The sequence below is a fragment of the Streptomyces sp. NPDC107471 genome, from assembly GCF_055582845.1.
In genome coordinates this window covers 499516-513634 of record NZ_JBVJPC010000006.1, presented here as the reverse complement: position 1 = coordinate 513634, position 14119 = coordinate 499516, and the positions used below count along the sequence as shown (strand labels likewise).

Here is a 14119-nt window from a genome sequence, read left to right as displayed (position 1 = left end):
GCCGGGTCTCAGTGCCGCGGCCCCGCGGCCCTGGGCCGCAGCCGGTCGCGGATGATGCGTACGGCGGCCTCCGCGTCGTCCACGGTGACCGTGAACGTGTGGCCGTCCCAGAGCTGGAGGACCAGGCCCTCACCCCGGCGCACGACGACGGCGGTGCCCTTCTCGGGGCGCCAGCGGTAGCCCCAGCCGCCCCAGTGCCGCGGGGTCACGTGCGGGACGAACTCGGCTCCGGCGACATGTGCCAGCGGGATGCGGCGGCGCGGCACACCGATGTGGCCGCAGCGCACCTCCAGGGAGTCCATGTCGACCCGGAGGGCGACGTGGACGAAGGCGAGCGTGAGGAAGAGGACCAGCAGTCCGGCCGCGATGCAGCCGACCACGGACATGACGAGCGGGGCGGCGCCGGAGGTCCACGCCGAGTCGACGGCGAGTTCGATGCCGAGCGCCACGATCGCGGCGCCCCCGAGCGCCAGCAGCCACTGGATCCGGTTGGATGCGCGGCCGGTCCAGACGTCGGTGTGGTGCGAGGAGTGCTCGCCGTGGAGGTGCTCCCTCATGCCTACGAGATTACTCAGGTTTCGCCCTGCGGGTAGGTCGTCGCACTGAGTGACTGCTCCGAGTGGGGGCTTTCCGGCCGCCTCGCGGCCGTCAGCGGGCGGGAGTGGCCGTCCGCAGCAGCCGGCCCTCCGCATAGGCCAGGGCGGGCGCGGGCAGGGCGGCACCCTCGCGTCCGCTCAGCAGCACCGTGAGGGTGCCGGTGGGCGCGGCGTCGGGCGCCGGCTGCTCGCCGATCCGGCGCAGCGCCTGGGCGGCGACCGCTCCGGCGGAGCCGTGCAGGACGAGCGGCGGCTGCCCGGGGCGCTGCACGGCGGCGCGGATGCGCTCGGCGACGAGTTCGTAGTGGGTGCAGCCCAGGACGACGGTCGTGACGTCCGCGGGGGTGAGGGCGGCGGCCGCGGCGACGGCGGCGTCGACGGCCGCCTCGTCGGCGTGCTCCACCGCCTCGGCGAGGCCGTGGCAGGGCACCTCGGTGGCCCGCACCCCGTCGGCGAACTCCGCGAGGAGCCCGCGCTGGTACGGGCTGCCGGTGGTGGCGGGGGTCGCCCAGATGGCGAAGGGGCCACCGGCCGCCGCGGCGGGCTTGATCGCGGGCACGGTCCCGATGACCGGCAGGTCCGGTTCGAGCCGGGCGCGCAGGGCGCTCAGGGCGTGCACGGTGGCGGTGTTGCAGCCGATGATCAGGGCCTCGGGACCGTGGGCGGCGGCGGCCTCGGCCAGACCCAGGGCGCGCCCGACGATGTCGTCCGGGGTGCGGGGGCCCCACGGCATGCCGTCGGGGTCGAGGGAGAGCACGAGATCGGCGTCGGGGCGCAGTCGCCGTACCGCGGCGGTCGCCGCCAGCAGACCGATTCCGGAGTCCAAGAGCGCGATCTTCACCCGGCCACGATAGACGATGAGCCCTTGCGGGCCGGTTCCGTGGGGCAGACTGCGCGCGTGAGCGCCATCGCGTGGACCGCCGCCGTATCCCTCGCCGCCTGGTGGTGGCTGCTGCTCTGCCAGGGCTTCTTCTGGCGCACGGACGTACGGCTGCCACCGGAACGGGATCCCGAGTGCTGGCCCTTCGTGGCGGTGGTGGTGCCGGCTCGCGACGAGGCCGAGGTGCTGCCCGCGAGCCTTCCCTCCCTCCTCGCCCAGGTCTACCCGGGGCGGGCGGAGGTCTTCCTCGTCGACGACGGCAGTTCCGACGGCACCGGGGAGCTGGCACGCGAACTGGCGCACCGGCACGGCGGACTGCCGCTGACCGTGTCCTCGCCGGGTGAGCCCCCGGCCGGCTGGACGGGCAAGCTGTGGGCCGTGCGGCACGGCATCGGGCTGGCACGCGCGCGTGGGCCCGAGTACCTGCTGCTGACGGACGCCGACATCGCCCATGGGCCGGACAGTCTGCGGCGACTGGTGGCCGCGGCGCACGCCGGGGGCTTCGACGTCGTCTCGCAGATGGCCCGGCTGCGGGTGGAGAGCCTGTGGGAGCGGCTCGTGGTGCCGGCGTTCGTCTACTTCTTCGCGCAGCTCTATCCGTTCCGCCGGATCGGCAGGAGGGGGGCCCGGACGGCGGCCGCGGCGGGCGGCTGCGTCCTGCTGCGCGCCGAGGCGGCCGAGCGGGCGCGGATCCCGGACGCCATCCGGCACGCCGTCATCGACGACGTGGCCCTCGCGCGGGCGGTCAAGGGGGGCGGCGGCCACATCTGGCTGGGCCTCGCGGAGCGGGTGGACAGCGTGCGTCCCTATCCCCGACTGCACGACCTGTGGCGGATGGTGTCGCGCAGTGCGTACGCCCAGCTCCGCCACAACCCGCTGGTGCTGCTGGGCACGGTGATCGGGCTCGCGCTGGTCTATCTGGTGCCGCCGGCCGCCGTCGTCACGGGTGCGGTGGCCGGCAGCGCGGCGACGGCCGCGCTCGGTGCTCTCGCCTGGCTGGTGATGACGGGGACGTACGTCCCGATGCTGCGCTACTACCGGCAGCCGCTGTGGCTCGCTCCCCTGCTGCCGTTCACCGCGTTCCTCTATCTCCTCATGACGGTCGACTCGGCGGTGCAGCACTACCGGGGGCGCGGCGCGGCCTGGAAGGGCCGCACCTACGCACGCCCGGACGCCGTCGTCGGAGAGGAGCGCTGAGCGCTCACTTGCGGCCCGGCGTCCAGTTCATCCCCCAGCCGTAGACCTGGTCCACGGTCCGCTGCGGGCTCACGCCGCGTTCGGGCACCAGGTAGCGGGCCTCGCGCTGGACGACCAGGTCGTCGCCGGTGGCGGTGATCAGGGCCAGCGCGCACACCGTCGAGGGCACGGTGCACTCGTCGAGGGAGAAGTCGATCGGGGCGCCGTACTGCGGCTGGAGGGTGACCGTGGCGTGCAGGTCGGCGAAGGAACGCGCTCCTTCGTAGATCGTCACGAAGACGAGGATGCGCCGGAAGTCCCGCTTGTGGTCGAGGTTCACGGTGAGGTTCTCGCCGCTCGCGACGGCCCCGGTGCGGTCGTCGCCGTCGAGGTGGATGTACGGCGGCTGGTGCAGGGCTCCGTAGGCGTTGCCCAGCGCCTGTACGACTCCCTTGCGGCCGTCGGCGAGTTCGTACAGCGCGCACAGGTCGAGGTCGAGGTCGGCGTGCATGGCCACCGCGCGGCCGCGCTTGCTGCCCCAGCCCGAGAACTGCTTGCGCACCTGCCAGTTGAGGTTCACCCGCATCGCGCCCGAGCTGCCGCCCTGTTTGGCGAGGGACACGGAGGGAGCCGACTTGGTCAGGGTGATTTTCGAGAGGCGGACCGGGGGCGCCGAAGGGGCGGGCGGCGGCTCCACCGGTGCCGTCCGCTGGGGTTCGTCCACGGTGATCCCGAAGTCCGTTGCCAGTCCTTCGAGTCCGCTGTCGTAGCCCTGACCGACGGCACGGAATTTCCAAACACCCTGACGCCGATAGAACTCCCCGAGGACGAAAGCGGTTTCTACGGTCGCACCCGTACTGTCGAAGCGCGCCACCACCTCATCGCGGGCCGCATCCCGCACCTCGATGTAAAGATCGGGGATGCGGGCGAAGGTCCCGCCGTCCGCGGAAGCGGCCAGTACGACGGTCTCCACCGACGGCTCCACGCGCGCGAGATCCACGAGCAGGGTGTCGGTCACCCGGCCGCCGTCGGTCCGTTTGCCCTCGTGGCGGACGGCCCCCGAGGAGTGCTGCGGCTGGTTGTAGAAGACGAAGTCGGCGTCGGAGCGGACCTTTCCGCCGACGAGCAGCAGGGCCGAGGCATCCGCGTCGGGGATCCCCGGACCGGTGCGCCAGCCCAATTCGACGCGCAGTGCCGTGGTGGGCACCGGAGCGTTTGATCCTTTCGGCATTGACATGTCCGCCCCCATCGGGTGTCGGCAGGCCAGGACGCGCCCCGGCGATCCTTCGAGTTCTACCCGCTCAACCTATTCCCCGGGGACAGCGAACTCCCATCCCGCGGACAGGAAGATCGCCGGTCAACCCTCGGTAACCCGCTCGGAACTCGGCCTTTACCGGGATGGGACCCGGATTGGCGTCCTTTTTTGCCGAGTTCGCTCGCATTGGGGGTCCCAGGTCACTGCCGACACGGAAAACAACCCTCTTATCGGTCTCCCCAACCAGCACATCGTGGGCTTAACTTATGTGCCATGACCTCCCCCCGCTCCACTTATGGCGGCGGCTACTACTCCGCCTCCTTCCCGGACACTCCGATCTACGACTCACTCGTGGCCGAGCGGGGCACCCCGCAGATCGCCCCGATCCGGGTCCCGGCCGCGTACGACGTCCCGGCAAGCCACCTGCCCGCGCTGCCGTCCGCGCTGCCCGCCCTCCCCGCGGGCCCCTCCCAGTCCGCCTACGGCTACCCGCAGATGCAGCAGCCCGCGCCGCTGCAGCAGGCGCCCGCGGCGTACATCCCGCAGCAGGCCGCCGCGCCCCGCGGTTATCCCGGCCCGCAGCAGTACCAGCAGCGTCCGGCCGGCCCCGGCATGGCCACCGGCTACGAGGCGATGCGCCCCGCGGCTCCCCGGCCCGCTCCGGCTGCCCCCTACCAGGACCCGTACAACAACCAGCAGTACCGCGGGTACTGATTCCCCTCCCGGGCTGTCGGTGCCGCCTGGCACGATGGCCCCATGGGGAATACGCAACTGCTGTCGATTCATGTCCATCCGGTCAAGGCGTTCCGGGCTCTTGCGCTCCGGGAGGCCGAGGTGGAGCCCTGGGGGCTGGCCGGTGACCGGCGCTGGGCGCTGGTAGACGACGGGGGAAAGGTCGTCACCCAACGACAGCAGCCACGCCTCGCACTGGCCGCCGCCGAGCTCATGCCCGGCGGCGGCGTCGTGCTGTCGGCGCCCGGCATGGAGCCGCTGACCGTGGCGGTGCCCGAGCCCGGTGAGACCGTCACGCTGGACCTCTTCGGGGACAAGATCGAGGGCGTGCCCGCCGCCGACGAGGCCGCGCACGCGTGGTGCAGCGAGTACCTCGGGGCGCGCACCCTCCTGGTCCACATGGACGATCCCGCCACCCGCCGGCCGGTCGAGCCCGAGTACGCGCTGCCGGGCGAGACCGTCACCTTCGCCGACGGATACCCGCTGCTGCTCACCTCCGCGAGCTCCCTCGACGCCCTCAACTCCCGGATCTCCGAAGGCCCGCACGCGGCCGAGGGCCCGCTGCCCATGAACCGCTTCCGGCCGAACGTCGTCGTGGGCGGCGCCGAAGCCTGGGCCGAGGACGACTGGTCTCTCGTCGCCATCGGGGAGGTCACCTTCCGGGTGGCCAAGATGTGCGGGCGGTGCGTGGTGACCACCACCGACCAGGACCGGGCCGTCCGCGGCAAGGAGCCCCTGCACAGCCTGGGCCGGCACCGGCGTCTCGGCGGCAAGCTCGTCTTCGGCCAGAACCTGGTGCCCCGCACCAGTGGCACGATCCGGGTCGGCGACCCCGTCACGATCCTCGAATAGGGCGCGGGCGCAGGGTCGACGCGGCGGCCGGGAGACGAGGTGACGTCGGAGATCCACCCCGGCCCGGGCCGCGGGAACACCGCCCGGGGGCCCGCACGTTGGAGCCTTCGTGAGGAGTTCTTGAGAGGACCCGGCCGCAGGTGATTTCGCTCTCTCTTGGGCCGGTCCCGCGCGTGGACGACTCCTCCGGGGTTATCACGGAGCGGGAAGGGGGTGCGGACGGTGCGAGCGATCAGCGGACTCTGGCGTTGGCGGCGCAACCCGCTGTGCCGTGGGACCGATCTGGCGGAGGCCTGGGCCGGCCTCGTGGCCCTGCTGCTGATCCTGGTCGTCGGACCGGTGCTCGGCGCCGTCACCGGGACCGCGGCCCAGGGCGCGCTCCAACGCTCGGTCCGTGAACAGCAGGACTCCCGGCGGCTGGTGACGGCGACCGTGGTCCGCGCACTGGACCGGTCGCCGCTGGACGCCGAACCTGAAGCCGCCTCGGGGCGGGATCTGCGCACCCGCGTGGTGGCCGACTGGAGCGCCCCGGACGGCAGCAAGCACCACGGCACCGTCCTGGCCGCCCTGGAGACCCCGCACCACGGCGACCGCTTCACCCTGTGGACGGACCTCCACGGCCGCACAGTGGCCCGCCCGCTGGACCCCGCCACCGCCACCACCCACGCCGTCCTCGCGGGCGTCGGGGCGGCCCTGCTGACCGCGGGCCTGATCGAGGGCGCCAGACGGCTCGCCGTCTGGCGCATGGTCCGCCGCCGGTACGCCCGTTGGGACCAGGCCTGGGACCGCGCGGGCCCGGACTGGGGCCGTACCGGCACCGGGAGCTGACGGCCTCACGGCTCTGGTCAACCCACCACCCGCGCGCACGCTACGGTGGACCGGCCGAGGTTCCTCGGCAGCACGAACCCGCGTACTACGAGGTGGGGGCACAGCAACGCCATGGCACAGGGCACGGTCCAGGTGACGCACACCGGCACATCGCGGTGGCGGCGCCGCACGGGTGAGTACGCGTCGCTCGCCGCTGCCCTGGAGGCCGCGGCGGACGGGGACGTCCTGACGATCGCGCCCGGCACCTACCGGGAGAACCTCGTCGTGCAGCGGGCGGTGACCCTGCGCGGCCCCGAGGGATCGCCCGGTTCCGTGCGGATCGCCCCCGTGGACGGGGTGCCGTTGACCGTGCGCGCCTCCGCCGTGGTGCAGGACCTGCACGTGGAGGGCCAGGACGCGGCCGCGCCCGCCCTGCTCGTCGAGGAGGGCACACCGGAGCTCGCCGACATCCGGGTCGTCACGCGGTCCGCGGCCGGCATAGAGGTGCGCGGCGGTGCCCGCCCGACCGTGCGGCGCTGCACCGTCGACAACCCGGCCGGCATCGGCATCGCCGTACTGGACGGCGCAGGCGGGGTGTTCGAGGAGTGCGAGGTCGTGGCGGCCGGCCAGTCCGGCGTCGCGGTGCGCGGCGGTGCCCACCCCCGCCTGGAGCGCTGCCGCATCCACCACACCGCGGGCGCGGGACTCGCGGCGACCGGCGAGAACTCCGCGCTGGAGGCCGTGGGTTGCGAGATCTACGAGGTCCGCGGCAGCGGGGTGCAGATCACCGGCCGGGCCACCGCGCACCTCACCGACTGCGATGTGCACCGCACCACCGCCGACGGCGTCACGCTCGACACCGACGCGGTGCTGACCCTGGCCGACTGCCGCATCCACGACATCCCGGAGAACGCGGTCGACCTGCGTTCCCGCTCGGTGCTGACGCTGACCCGCACGACGGTCCGTCAGTTCGGGCGCAACGGCCTGTCGGTGTGGGACCCGGGCACCCGCGTGGACGCCAACCAGTGCGAGATCTTCGACAGCACCGGCGACTACCCGGCCGTCTGGGTCAGCGACGGCGCCACCGCCGTACTGGACTCCTGCCGGGTGCACGACGTGCCGGACGCCCTTTTCGTGCTGGACCGCGGCTCCCGCGCGGACGTCGTCGACAGCGACATCTCCCAGGTGCGCAACACCGCCGTGTCGGTGAGCGACGGGGCCACCGCGCAGCTCGACGACTGCCGGATCCGGGACGCGGCGACCGGGGCCTGGTTCCGTGACCACGGCAGCGGCGGCACCCTCAACGGCTGCACGGTGGACGGCACCCAGACCGGAGTGATCGTCACCAAGGGCGCCGACCCGACGATCGAGCGGTGCACGGTCGACTCCCCCGCCGAGGCCGGCTTCTACGTGTCGGCGGGCGGCCGCGGCAGCTTCCTGAACTGCCGGGTGACGGGCAGCGGCGGGTACGGCTTCCACGTGATAGACGGCTGCCGTGCGACGCTCAGGAAGTGCCGCACCGAGCGCTGTGCGCGCGGGGGTTACGAGTTCGCGGACGTCCCGGACGCGGCCGCCGGAGCGGGTCCCGTCGTCGAGGACTGCACCAGCGACGAGAGCGGCGGCCTGACCCCGCCCGCGGCCCGGGAGACGGTCGTGCAGACGGAGTCCCGCTCCGCCGGTCTGCTAGGGTCGATCCCCGGGCAGCGCGCGGCCGACCCGGAGCCGCCGGCCGCCCCCGCCGAGCCGGCGAAGCCCGCGCGCACCTCGAAGGACGTCCTCGGGGAACTCGACGCCCTGGTGGGCCTGGACAGCGTCAAGCGCGAGGTGCGGGCGCTCACCGACATGATCGAGGTGGGCCGGCGACGCCAGCAGGCGGGCCTCAAGGCGGCCTCCGTCAAGCGCCATCTGGTCTTCACCGGCTCCCCCGGCACCGGCAAGACGACGGTCGCCCGGCTGTACGGCGAGATCCTCGCCTCCCTCGGGGTGCTGGAGAAGGGGCATCTCGTCGAGGTGTCCCGGGTCGACCTGGTCGGCGAGCACATCGGTTCCACGGCGATCCGCACCCAGGAGGCCTTCGACCGGGCGCGCGGCGGTGTGCTGTTCATCGACGAGGCGTACGCGCTGTCGCCGGAGGACTCGGGCCGGGACTTCGGCAAGGAGGCCATCGACACGCTGGTGAAGCTGATGGAGGACCACCGGGACGCGGTCGTGGTGATCGTCGCGGGCTACACCGCCGAGATGGAGCGGTTCCTTTCGGTCAACCCCGGTGTGGCGTCCCGCTTCTCACGGACCATCACCTTCAGCGACTACGACCCGGACGAACTCCTCAGCATCGTGGAGCAGCAGGCCGAGGAGCACGAGTACCGGCTGGCGCCGGGTGCCTCGGAGGCCCTGCTGAAGTACTTCACGGTGCTGCCCAAGGGTCCCGCCTTCGGCAACGGCCGTACCGCGCGCCAGACCTTCGAGGCGATGGTGGAGCGGCACGCGAGCCGGGTCGCCCAGGTGGACGACCCGACCACGGACGATCTGACCCTGCTCTACGCCGAGGACCTGCCCGGCTCGTCCTGAGACCGCGGGCCCGGCACGTCCGGCTGGAGCCGGCCCAGCAGTCTCGCCCGCTCCTCGGCGAAGACCGGGTCGGCCTGGTAGTCGGAGTGGCCGAGGATCGGCGCGGGCAGCGGGTGCAGCTCGGTACGGCCGTAGGCGAGCGGGTCCATGAGGGGCTCGCGGTCCACCGCGGGGCCGCAGTCGCCGGGCAGCCGGACGGGGCCGCCGATCGGGTCGGTGAGCCGGTAGAGGTTGCGCCAGCAGTCCACGTCGTGGTGGAGGGCCGTGAGCGCGGCCGGGCCGAAGTGGGCCGGGAACCAGCGGCCGTAGAGGCGCTCCAGCGGGGAGCCGTAGGTCAGCAGGGCGACCCGCTTGCGGACGGACGGCTCCAGTTGCCAGGCCGCCGAGGCCGCCAGGACGCTGCCCTGGGAGTGTCCCGAGATGACCAGCCGGCCCCGCGTGGTCCGGGTCCAGGTGGCGATCCGCCAGGTCAGGTCCGGTACCGCGCGCTCGGCGTAGCAGGGCGGGGCGAAGGGGTGGGCGGCGCGCGGCCAGAAGGTGCCCACGTCCCAGAGGATGCCGATGGTCCGGCGCGCGGAGGGGTCCTTGTAGGCGCGGCGGCCCCAGGTGACGAACAGGATGAAGCCGAGCCCGATCAGCCAGGAGCCGAGTGCCTGCGCGGTGTCGGCGGCGCTCTGCACGAAGGCGTACGTCCCCTCGGCGGCCCTGGCCGGTGTCCTGCGGGACGTCAGGGCTCCGACGAGCGCTCCGGCGCCGAGGAGGAGGGTGCTGGCCGATGTCACTCCGAGCAGGCGGGGCCCCCGGTCCGTCAGCGCCGCCATCGCGCGGGTACGGGCGATACGACGGGTGCGGGCCGCGTCCTTGGGCTCCTCGGGGTAGTCGCTCTCGACGGTGTCCAGTTGGGCCAGGCCGGCGCGCCAGGTGCGCCGGCCGAGCCAGGCGCAGTGCCCCAGCAGCACCAGGAGGACCAGCGGGATCACGGACGCCTGCCAGGTCAGCAGGACCGGCGGGCCCGGGATGGTGGCGCCGGTGCCGTCCAGCCAGTCCGCCACGCGCTGGGAGACGCCGCCGGACATCACACCGCCCAGGGCGCAGGCCAGCGTCGCCACGGCGGGTCCGGCCAGGCCGCGCATCGCCGCGCGCGGGTCGGGACGCGTGCGGTACAGCAGGTGGGCTACCACGGCCAGGGCGACAACCAGGAGGCCCTGCACGAAGGCGATTCCGCCGAAGGTGGCGTCCCCCGACAGCCGGCCGTGCGACTGCCATCCCGGCCGCTCCCAGCCGGCGTACACCGCGGCGAGGGCGAGCAGGACGAGTGCGGCGAGCGGCAGGCGTCGTACGAGATGCGGGTCGAGCTGCCGGTCCAGGTACTTCTCGCTGCGGCCGCGGCGGCACACCACCCAGACGACGGCGATCCCGCCGGCCACCAGACCGGTCTGCAGAAGCAGGCCCAGCGTGTCGAGGAGCGCGGGGCCGCCCGGGGCGCGGTCGAAGCGGGCCGCCGTGGAACTGACCGCCGCGGCGATGGTGAGCAGGCCCGCCGCGGTGTGCGCGGCCCGCAGGCGGGCGACCAGGCGGCGGCCGTACCAGAAGCCGGGGCGGCCGAGCGCGGTGCGTTCGTGGTCCTCCTCCGGCTCGGGGTCGCGGGACATGGGCTGCTGGGACTCGTAGTCGCTCCAGGTGCGGTGGGACAGGTACCACAGCAGGCCGGTCAGGGCGGCCGGGACCAGCGCGGCGAGGGCGAGGCGGCGGCCCGGCCGGCTCCACCAGCCGCCGTCCGACACGTCGGGCGACAGGAAGCCGAGCCAGGTGTGCGACTCGGCGCACGCGCGCGTGCCCGCGCACTGCCAGGCCGCGAGGTCCAGGGCGACCTCGCAGGCGGCGGCGACCAGCAGAACGGTCAGGGTCAGGCCCGCTAGCCGTACCAGGAGGCCGTACAGGCGCACGGTCCGTCTGCGGCCGCGGGCGGTGGGGCGCATCCAGTGGGCGAGGTTGACCACCATGAACGGCAGTAACAGCAGCCACAGGGCGCGGGTGCCGTTGCCGGAGGTGAGGTTGCACCAGACGTACGCCTCGGGGACCGGGCCGGTGCTCGCGTCGTGCGGTCTCCTCTCGGCGTCGACGTCGTCGGCGCGGCGGAAGACGGCCGCGGTGCCGTCACCGGTGATCCGCACCGTGCGCGGATCGTCGAGCATCTTCTCGGGCGTGGTGCCGCCCACTCCGTGGACCAGGAGTTCCAGGGCGGCGGTTGCGGATTCTTCGGGCCGGGCGGGCGAGCCGTCCGTGCCGGTGGTCGGGACACGTTCCACTGTCTTCTGCACTTCCCCCGTGACGCGCGGTCGGCATCTGTCCGTGCGGGCACAAGGATCGCCGCTCGGCGCGTCGCGCACACCACTCGTCACGGAATCTCCCCGATCCGTGCCACGACCGGAACCCGACTGTCACCCCTGTGGCGGGAGCACGTGGGGGCGGTCGGTGGCGCTCCCGGTGGGGCCGCGTGCGAGTATGGGACGTCCTACGCACCCGGGACGGGCAAAATGTGCTTGTGGGAGCGGGTGCGCAGGGCGTGTCGGACAGCCCAGGCGAAAGGACCGGAGCGTACGTGAGTGAGAATCAGAACCTCCTCGCGGAGCAGCGGCGCGCCCTGATCCTGGACGAGGTCCGGCGCCGAGGCGGGGTGCGCGTCAACGAGCTGACCCGCAAGCTCGGCGTGTCGGACATGACGGTACGACGTGATCTGGACGCGCTGGCCCGCCAGGGTGTGCTGGAGAAGGTGCACGGCGGCGCGGTCCCGGTGATGGAGGCGAGCACCCACGAGCCGGGCTTCGAGGCGAAGTCGGGTCTGGAGCTGACCGCCAAGGAGGACATCGCGCGGTCCGCGGCGGAGCTGGTCGCCCCCGGCACCGCGATCGCCCTGTCGGGGGGTACGACGACGTACGCGCTGGCCCACCATCTGCTCGACGTGCCGGACCTGACCGTCGTGACCAACTCGGTGCGGGTGGCCGACGTCTTCCACGCGGCGCAGCGCACCTCGGGTCCGCGCCAGGGTGCGGCGACCGTCGTGCTGACCGGCGGTGTGCGCACTCCTTCCGACTCGCTGGTGGGGCCGGTCGCCGACCAGGCGATCGCGGCGCTCCACTTCGACGTGCTCTTCCTCGGCGTGCACGGGATATCGGTCGAGGCCGGTCTGTCGACGCCGAACCTCGCGGAGGCCGAGACCAACCGGCGGCTCGTGCAGTCGGCACGGCGGGTCGTGGTGGTCGCCGACCACACCAAGTGGGGCACCGTGGGCCTGAGTTCGTTCGCCTCGCTGGAGCAGGTCGACACGCTGGTGACGGACGCGGGGCTGCCGGAGTCGGCGCGCGCGGAGGTGTCCGAGCACCTGCGGCGGCTGGTCGTGGCGGGCGAGTTCGTCGACGGTGCAGACATCTGACGGAGCGACAGCTAAGGTGACTCCTCCCGTTCACACCTGGGGGGGTGGCCATGGCTCACCAACTGCGCGAGGTGGGGCTCGACTTCATCGGGACCGCGCCCGTACGGATGGTGTTCGTGCAGGAGATGTCGGCGCCGCCGGAGGCGGTGTACCGGGCGCTCGCCGAGGACGTTCCCGGCTGGGAGGAGTGGTTCTCCGCGGTGACGCTGGCCCGCTCGACCGGGGACGGTTCGACGCGGGAGATACGTCTCAGGGGCGGCGGGCGCTTCCAGGAGACGATCATCGCGGCCAAGGACCCCGAGGTGTACGCCTACCGGGTCGACGTGGCCAACGCGCCGGGCGCCCGCGCCATCGCCGAGGAGTGGCGGCTGACTCCGGCCGGAGCGGGCACCCAGGTGCGCTGGACGTTCGCCGTCGACGGCACGGTGGCGTTCCGGCTGGTCACGAAGCTCGGGCGGGCCGGTCTGGGACGGGCCTTCAGGGACGCGGTCCGCACGCTGGACCGGCGGCTGGCGGCGCGGGCCGGCTAGCCGGGAGCTCGGTTCAGGAGGTGCTGGGACCGACCTGGCCGGGCCAGACCCCTGTCTCCAGCAGTGCGGCGATCGCCGCCGTGTACGGCTCGATGTCGAGGCCCTGCTCGGCGAGCCAGGCGTCCGAGTAGTACTTGTCGAGGTACCGGTCGCCGGGGTCGCAGAGGAGGGTGACGACACTCCCCCGGCGTCCCTCGGCCACCATCTCGGCGATGATCTTCAGCGCGCTCCACAGACCCGTGCCCGTCGAGCCGCCCGCGCGGCGGCCGATGGCCCGCTCCAGGGCGCGCACCGCGGCCACGCTCGCCGCGTCCGGGACCTTCATCATGCGGTCGACGGCCCCGGGCACGAAGCTCGGTTCCATGCGCGGCCGGCCGATGCCCTCGATGCGCGAACCGCAGTCGCACGTGACGTCCGGATCGCCGGTGCTCCAGCCCTCGAAGAAACAGGAGTTCTCCGGATCGGCCACACAGATGCGGGTGTCGTGCTGCATGTAGTGGACGTAGCGGGCGATGGTCGCCGAGGTGCCGCCGGTGCCGGCCGTGGCGACGATCCAGGCGGGCTCCGGAAAACGCTCCAACTCCAGTTGCCGGAAGATGGATTCGGCGATGTTGTTGTTTCCTCGCCAGTCCGTGGCGCGTTCCGCGTAGGTGAACTGGTCCATGTAGTGGCCGCCCGTCTCCACCGCGAGGCGGGCGGACTCCTCGTACATGGTGCGCGGGTCGTCCACGAAGTGGCACCGGCCGCCGTGGAACTCGATGAGGCGGATCTTCTCGGCGCTCGTCGTGCGCGGCATGACCGCGATGAAGGGCACCCCGATCAGCTTGGCGAAGTAGGCCTCGGACACGGCGGTGGAGCCGCTGGACGCCTCGATCACCGGGCGGCCGGGCCGGATCCAGCCATTGCACAGGCCGTAGAGGAACAGCGAACGGGCGAGGCGGTGCTTGAGGCTGCCGGTGGGGTGGGTCGACTCGTCCTTGAGGTACAGGTCGATGCCCCACCGCTCCGGGAGCGGGAAGCGCAGCAGGTGGGTGTCGGCCGAACGGTTCGCGTCGGCCTGCACCTTGCGGACGGCCTCTTTCAGCCAGCCGCGGTAGGCGGTGTCGCTGTGGTCGATGTCGAGGGTGTCGCCGGGTCGGATCTGCTGAGGGGTGCTCACGGCGGGGCTCCTAACACTTCGCGCCGACAGCGCGTCGCGCAGCCGATGGCTCGATCATAGACACCTTCCGCACGCTTCTCACCTGCATAAACACACCTTTGAGAGCCTCAAAGGCACCCTGGGGTCGCGAC

Annotated in this window: 12 protein-coding genes; 7 read left to right on the top strand and 5 right to left on the bottom strand. The window is 72.9% G+C overall.

Annotated elements, in window-relative coordinates; all coding sequences use genetic code 11:
• Window positions 1–8 precede the first annotated feature (8 nt).
• Together ACZ66S_RS23425 and ACZ66S_RS23420 are read right to left on the bottom strand one after the other, a co-directional pair.
• Window positions 9–557 (bottom strand): hypothetical protein, encoded by a 549-nt coding sequence (locus ACZ66S_RS23425; RefSeq protein ID WP_469903467.1) that lies wholly within the window; start codon window positions 555–557, stop codon window positions 9–11.
• Window positions 558–648: 91 nt separating this feature from the next.
• Entirely contained in the window at window positions 649–1437 is a 789-nt protein-coding gene (locus tag ACZ66S_RS23420) for a glutamate racemase (RefSeq protein WP_469903466.1), read from the bottom strand.
• A 39-nt stretch (window positions 1438–1476) separates the two neighbouring features.
• Between ACZ66S_RS23420 and ACZ66S_RS23415 the strand changes: the two genes are divergently transcribed.
• Entirely contained in the window at window positions 1477–2673 is a 1197-nt protein-coding gene (locus ACZ66S_RS23415; RefSeq protein ID WP_469903465.1) for a glycosyltransferase, read from the top strand.
• A gap of 4 nt (window positions 2674–2677) precedes the next feature.
• Here ACZ66S_RS23415 and ACZ66S_RS23410 read toward each other — a convergent pair whose 3' ends face one another.
• Window positions 2678–3883, bottom strand: a complete 1206-nt coding sequence (locus tag ACZ66S_RS23410) for a TerD family protein (RefSeq protein ID WP_469903464.1) — start codon at window positions 3881–3883, stop codon at window positions 2678–2680.
• Between the two features lie 297 nt (window positions 3884–4180).
• On the opposite strand from ACZ66S_RS23410, the gene ACZ66S_RS23405 reads away from it, so the two are divergent.
• The 4 genes from ACZ66S_RS23405 (at window position 4181) to ACZ66S_RS23390 (ending at window position 8866) form a co-directional block, all read left to right on the top strand.
• Window positions 4181–4621 carry a DUF6643 family protein gene (locus tag ACZ66S_RS23405; RefSeq protein ID WP_469903463.1) on the top strand — a complete coding sequence of 147 codons (441 nt, stop codon included), beginning with the start codon at window positions 4181–4183 and terminating at the stop codon, window positions 4619–4621.
• A 42-nt stretch (window positions 4622–4663) separates the two neighbouring features.
• The gene (locus ACZ66S_RS23400; RefSeq protein WP_469903462.1) at window positions 4664–5491 is read left to right on the top strand and encodes an MOSC domain-containing protein; all 828 of its coding nucleotides are present in this window, start codon (window positions 4664–4666) and stop codon (window positions 5489–5491) included.
• A 222-nt stretch (window positions 5492–5713) separates the two neighbouring features.
• The gene (locus tag ACZ66S_RS23395; protein ID WP_469903461.1) at window positions 5714–6319 is read left to right on the top strand and encodes an Rv1733c family protein; all 606 of its coding nucleotides are present in this window, start codon (window positions 5714–5716) and stop codon (window positions 6317–6319) included.
• 111 nt (window positions 6320–6430) lie between these two features.
• A complete protein-coding gene (locus tag ACZ66S_RS23390) occupies window positions 6431–8866 on the top strand; it encodes a right-handed parallel beta-helix repeat-containing protein (RefSeq protein WP_469903460.1) in 2436 nt (811 codons plus the stop codon).
• Here the strand turns inward: ACZ66S_RS23390 and ACZ66S_RS23385 are convergent.
• Complete coding sequence (locus ACZ66S_RS23385; protein ID WP_469903459.1) at window positions 8836–11175, bottom strand: hypothetical protein; 2340 nt, start codon at window positions 11173–11175, stop codon at window positions 8836–8838. The genes ACZ66S_RS23390 and ACZ66S_RS23385 overlap by 31 nt on opposite strands.
• A 293-nt stretch (window positions 11176–11468) precedes the next feature.
• Between ACZ66S_RS23385 and ACZ66S_RS23380 the strand changes: the two genes are divergently transcribed.
• Together ACZ66S_RS23380 and ACZ66S_RS23375 are read left to right on the top strand one after the other, a co-directional pair.
• Window positions 11469–12299, top strand: a complete 831-nt coding sequence (locus ACZ66S_RS23380) for a DeoR/GlpR family DNA-binding transcription regulator (RefSeq protein WP_469903458.1) — start codon at window positions 11469–11471, stop codon at window positions 12297–12299.
• A 50-nt stretch (window positions 12300–12349) separates the two neighbouring features.
• Window positions 12350–12829: an SRPBCC family protein gene (locus ACZ66S_RS23375; protein WP_469903457.1), complete on the top strand. Its 480-nt coding sequence runs from the start codon at window positions 12350–12352 to the stop codon at window positions 12827–12829.
• 13 nt (window positions 12830–12842) lie between these two features.
• Here the strand turns inward: ACZ66S_RS23375 and cds1 are convergent, their stop codons facing one another.
• A complete protein-coding gene (cds1, locus tag ACZ66S_RS23370; RefSeq protein WP_469903456.1) occupies window positions 12843–13988 on the bottom strand; it encodes an L-cysteine desulfhydrase Cds1 in 1146 nt (381 codons plus the stop codon).
• Between the last annotated feature and the right edge of the window lie 131 nt (window positions 13989–14119).

Bases quoted from the DNA above. Each gene is read 5' to 3' on its own strand.
- ACZ66S_RS23425 (WP_469903467.1), bottom strand. From the start codon at position 557: ATGAGGGAGCACCTCCACGGCGAGCACTCCTCGCACCACACCGACGTC.
- ACZ66S_RS23410 (WP_469903464.1), bottom strand. From the start codon at position 3,883: ATGCCGAAAGGATCAAACGCTCCGGTGCCCACCACGGCACTGCGCGTC.
- ACZ66S_RS23405 (WP_469903463.1), top strand. From the start codon at position 4,181: ATGACCTCCCCCCGCTCCACTTATGGCGGCGGCTACTACTCCGCCTCC.
- ACZ66S_RS23400 (WP_469903462.1), top strand. From the start codon at position 4,664: ATGGGGAATACGCAACTGCTGTCGATTCATGTCCATCCGGTCAAGGCG.
- ACZ66S_RS23390 (WP_469903460.1), top strand. From the start codon at position 6,431: ATGGCACAGGGCACGGTCCAGGTGACGCACACCGGCACATCGCGGTGG.
- ACZ66S_RS23375 (WP_469903457.1), top strand. From the start codon at position 12,350: ATGGCTCACCAACTGCGCGAGGTGGGGCTCGACTTCATCGGGACCGCG.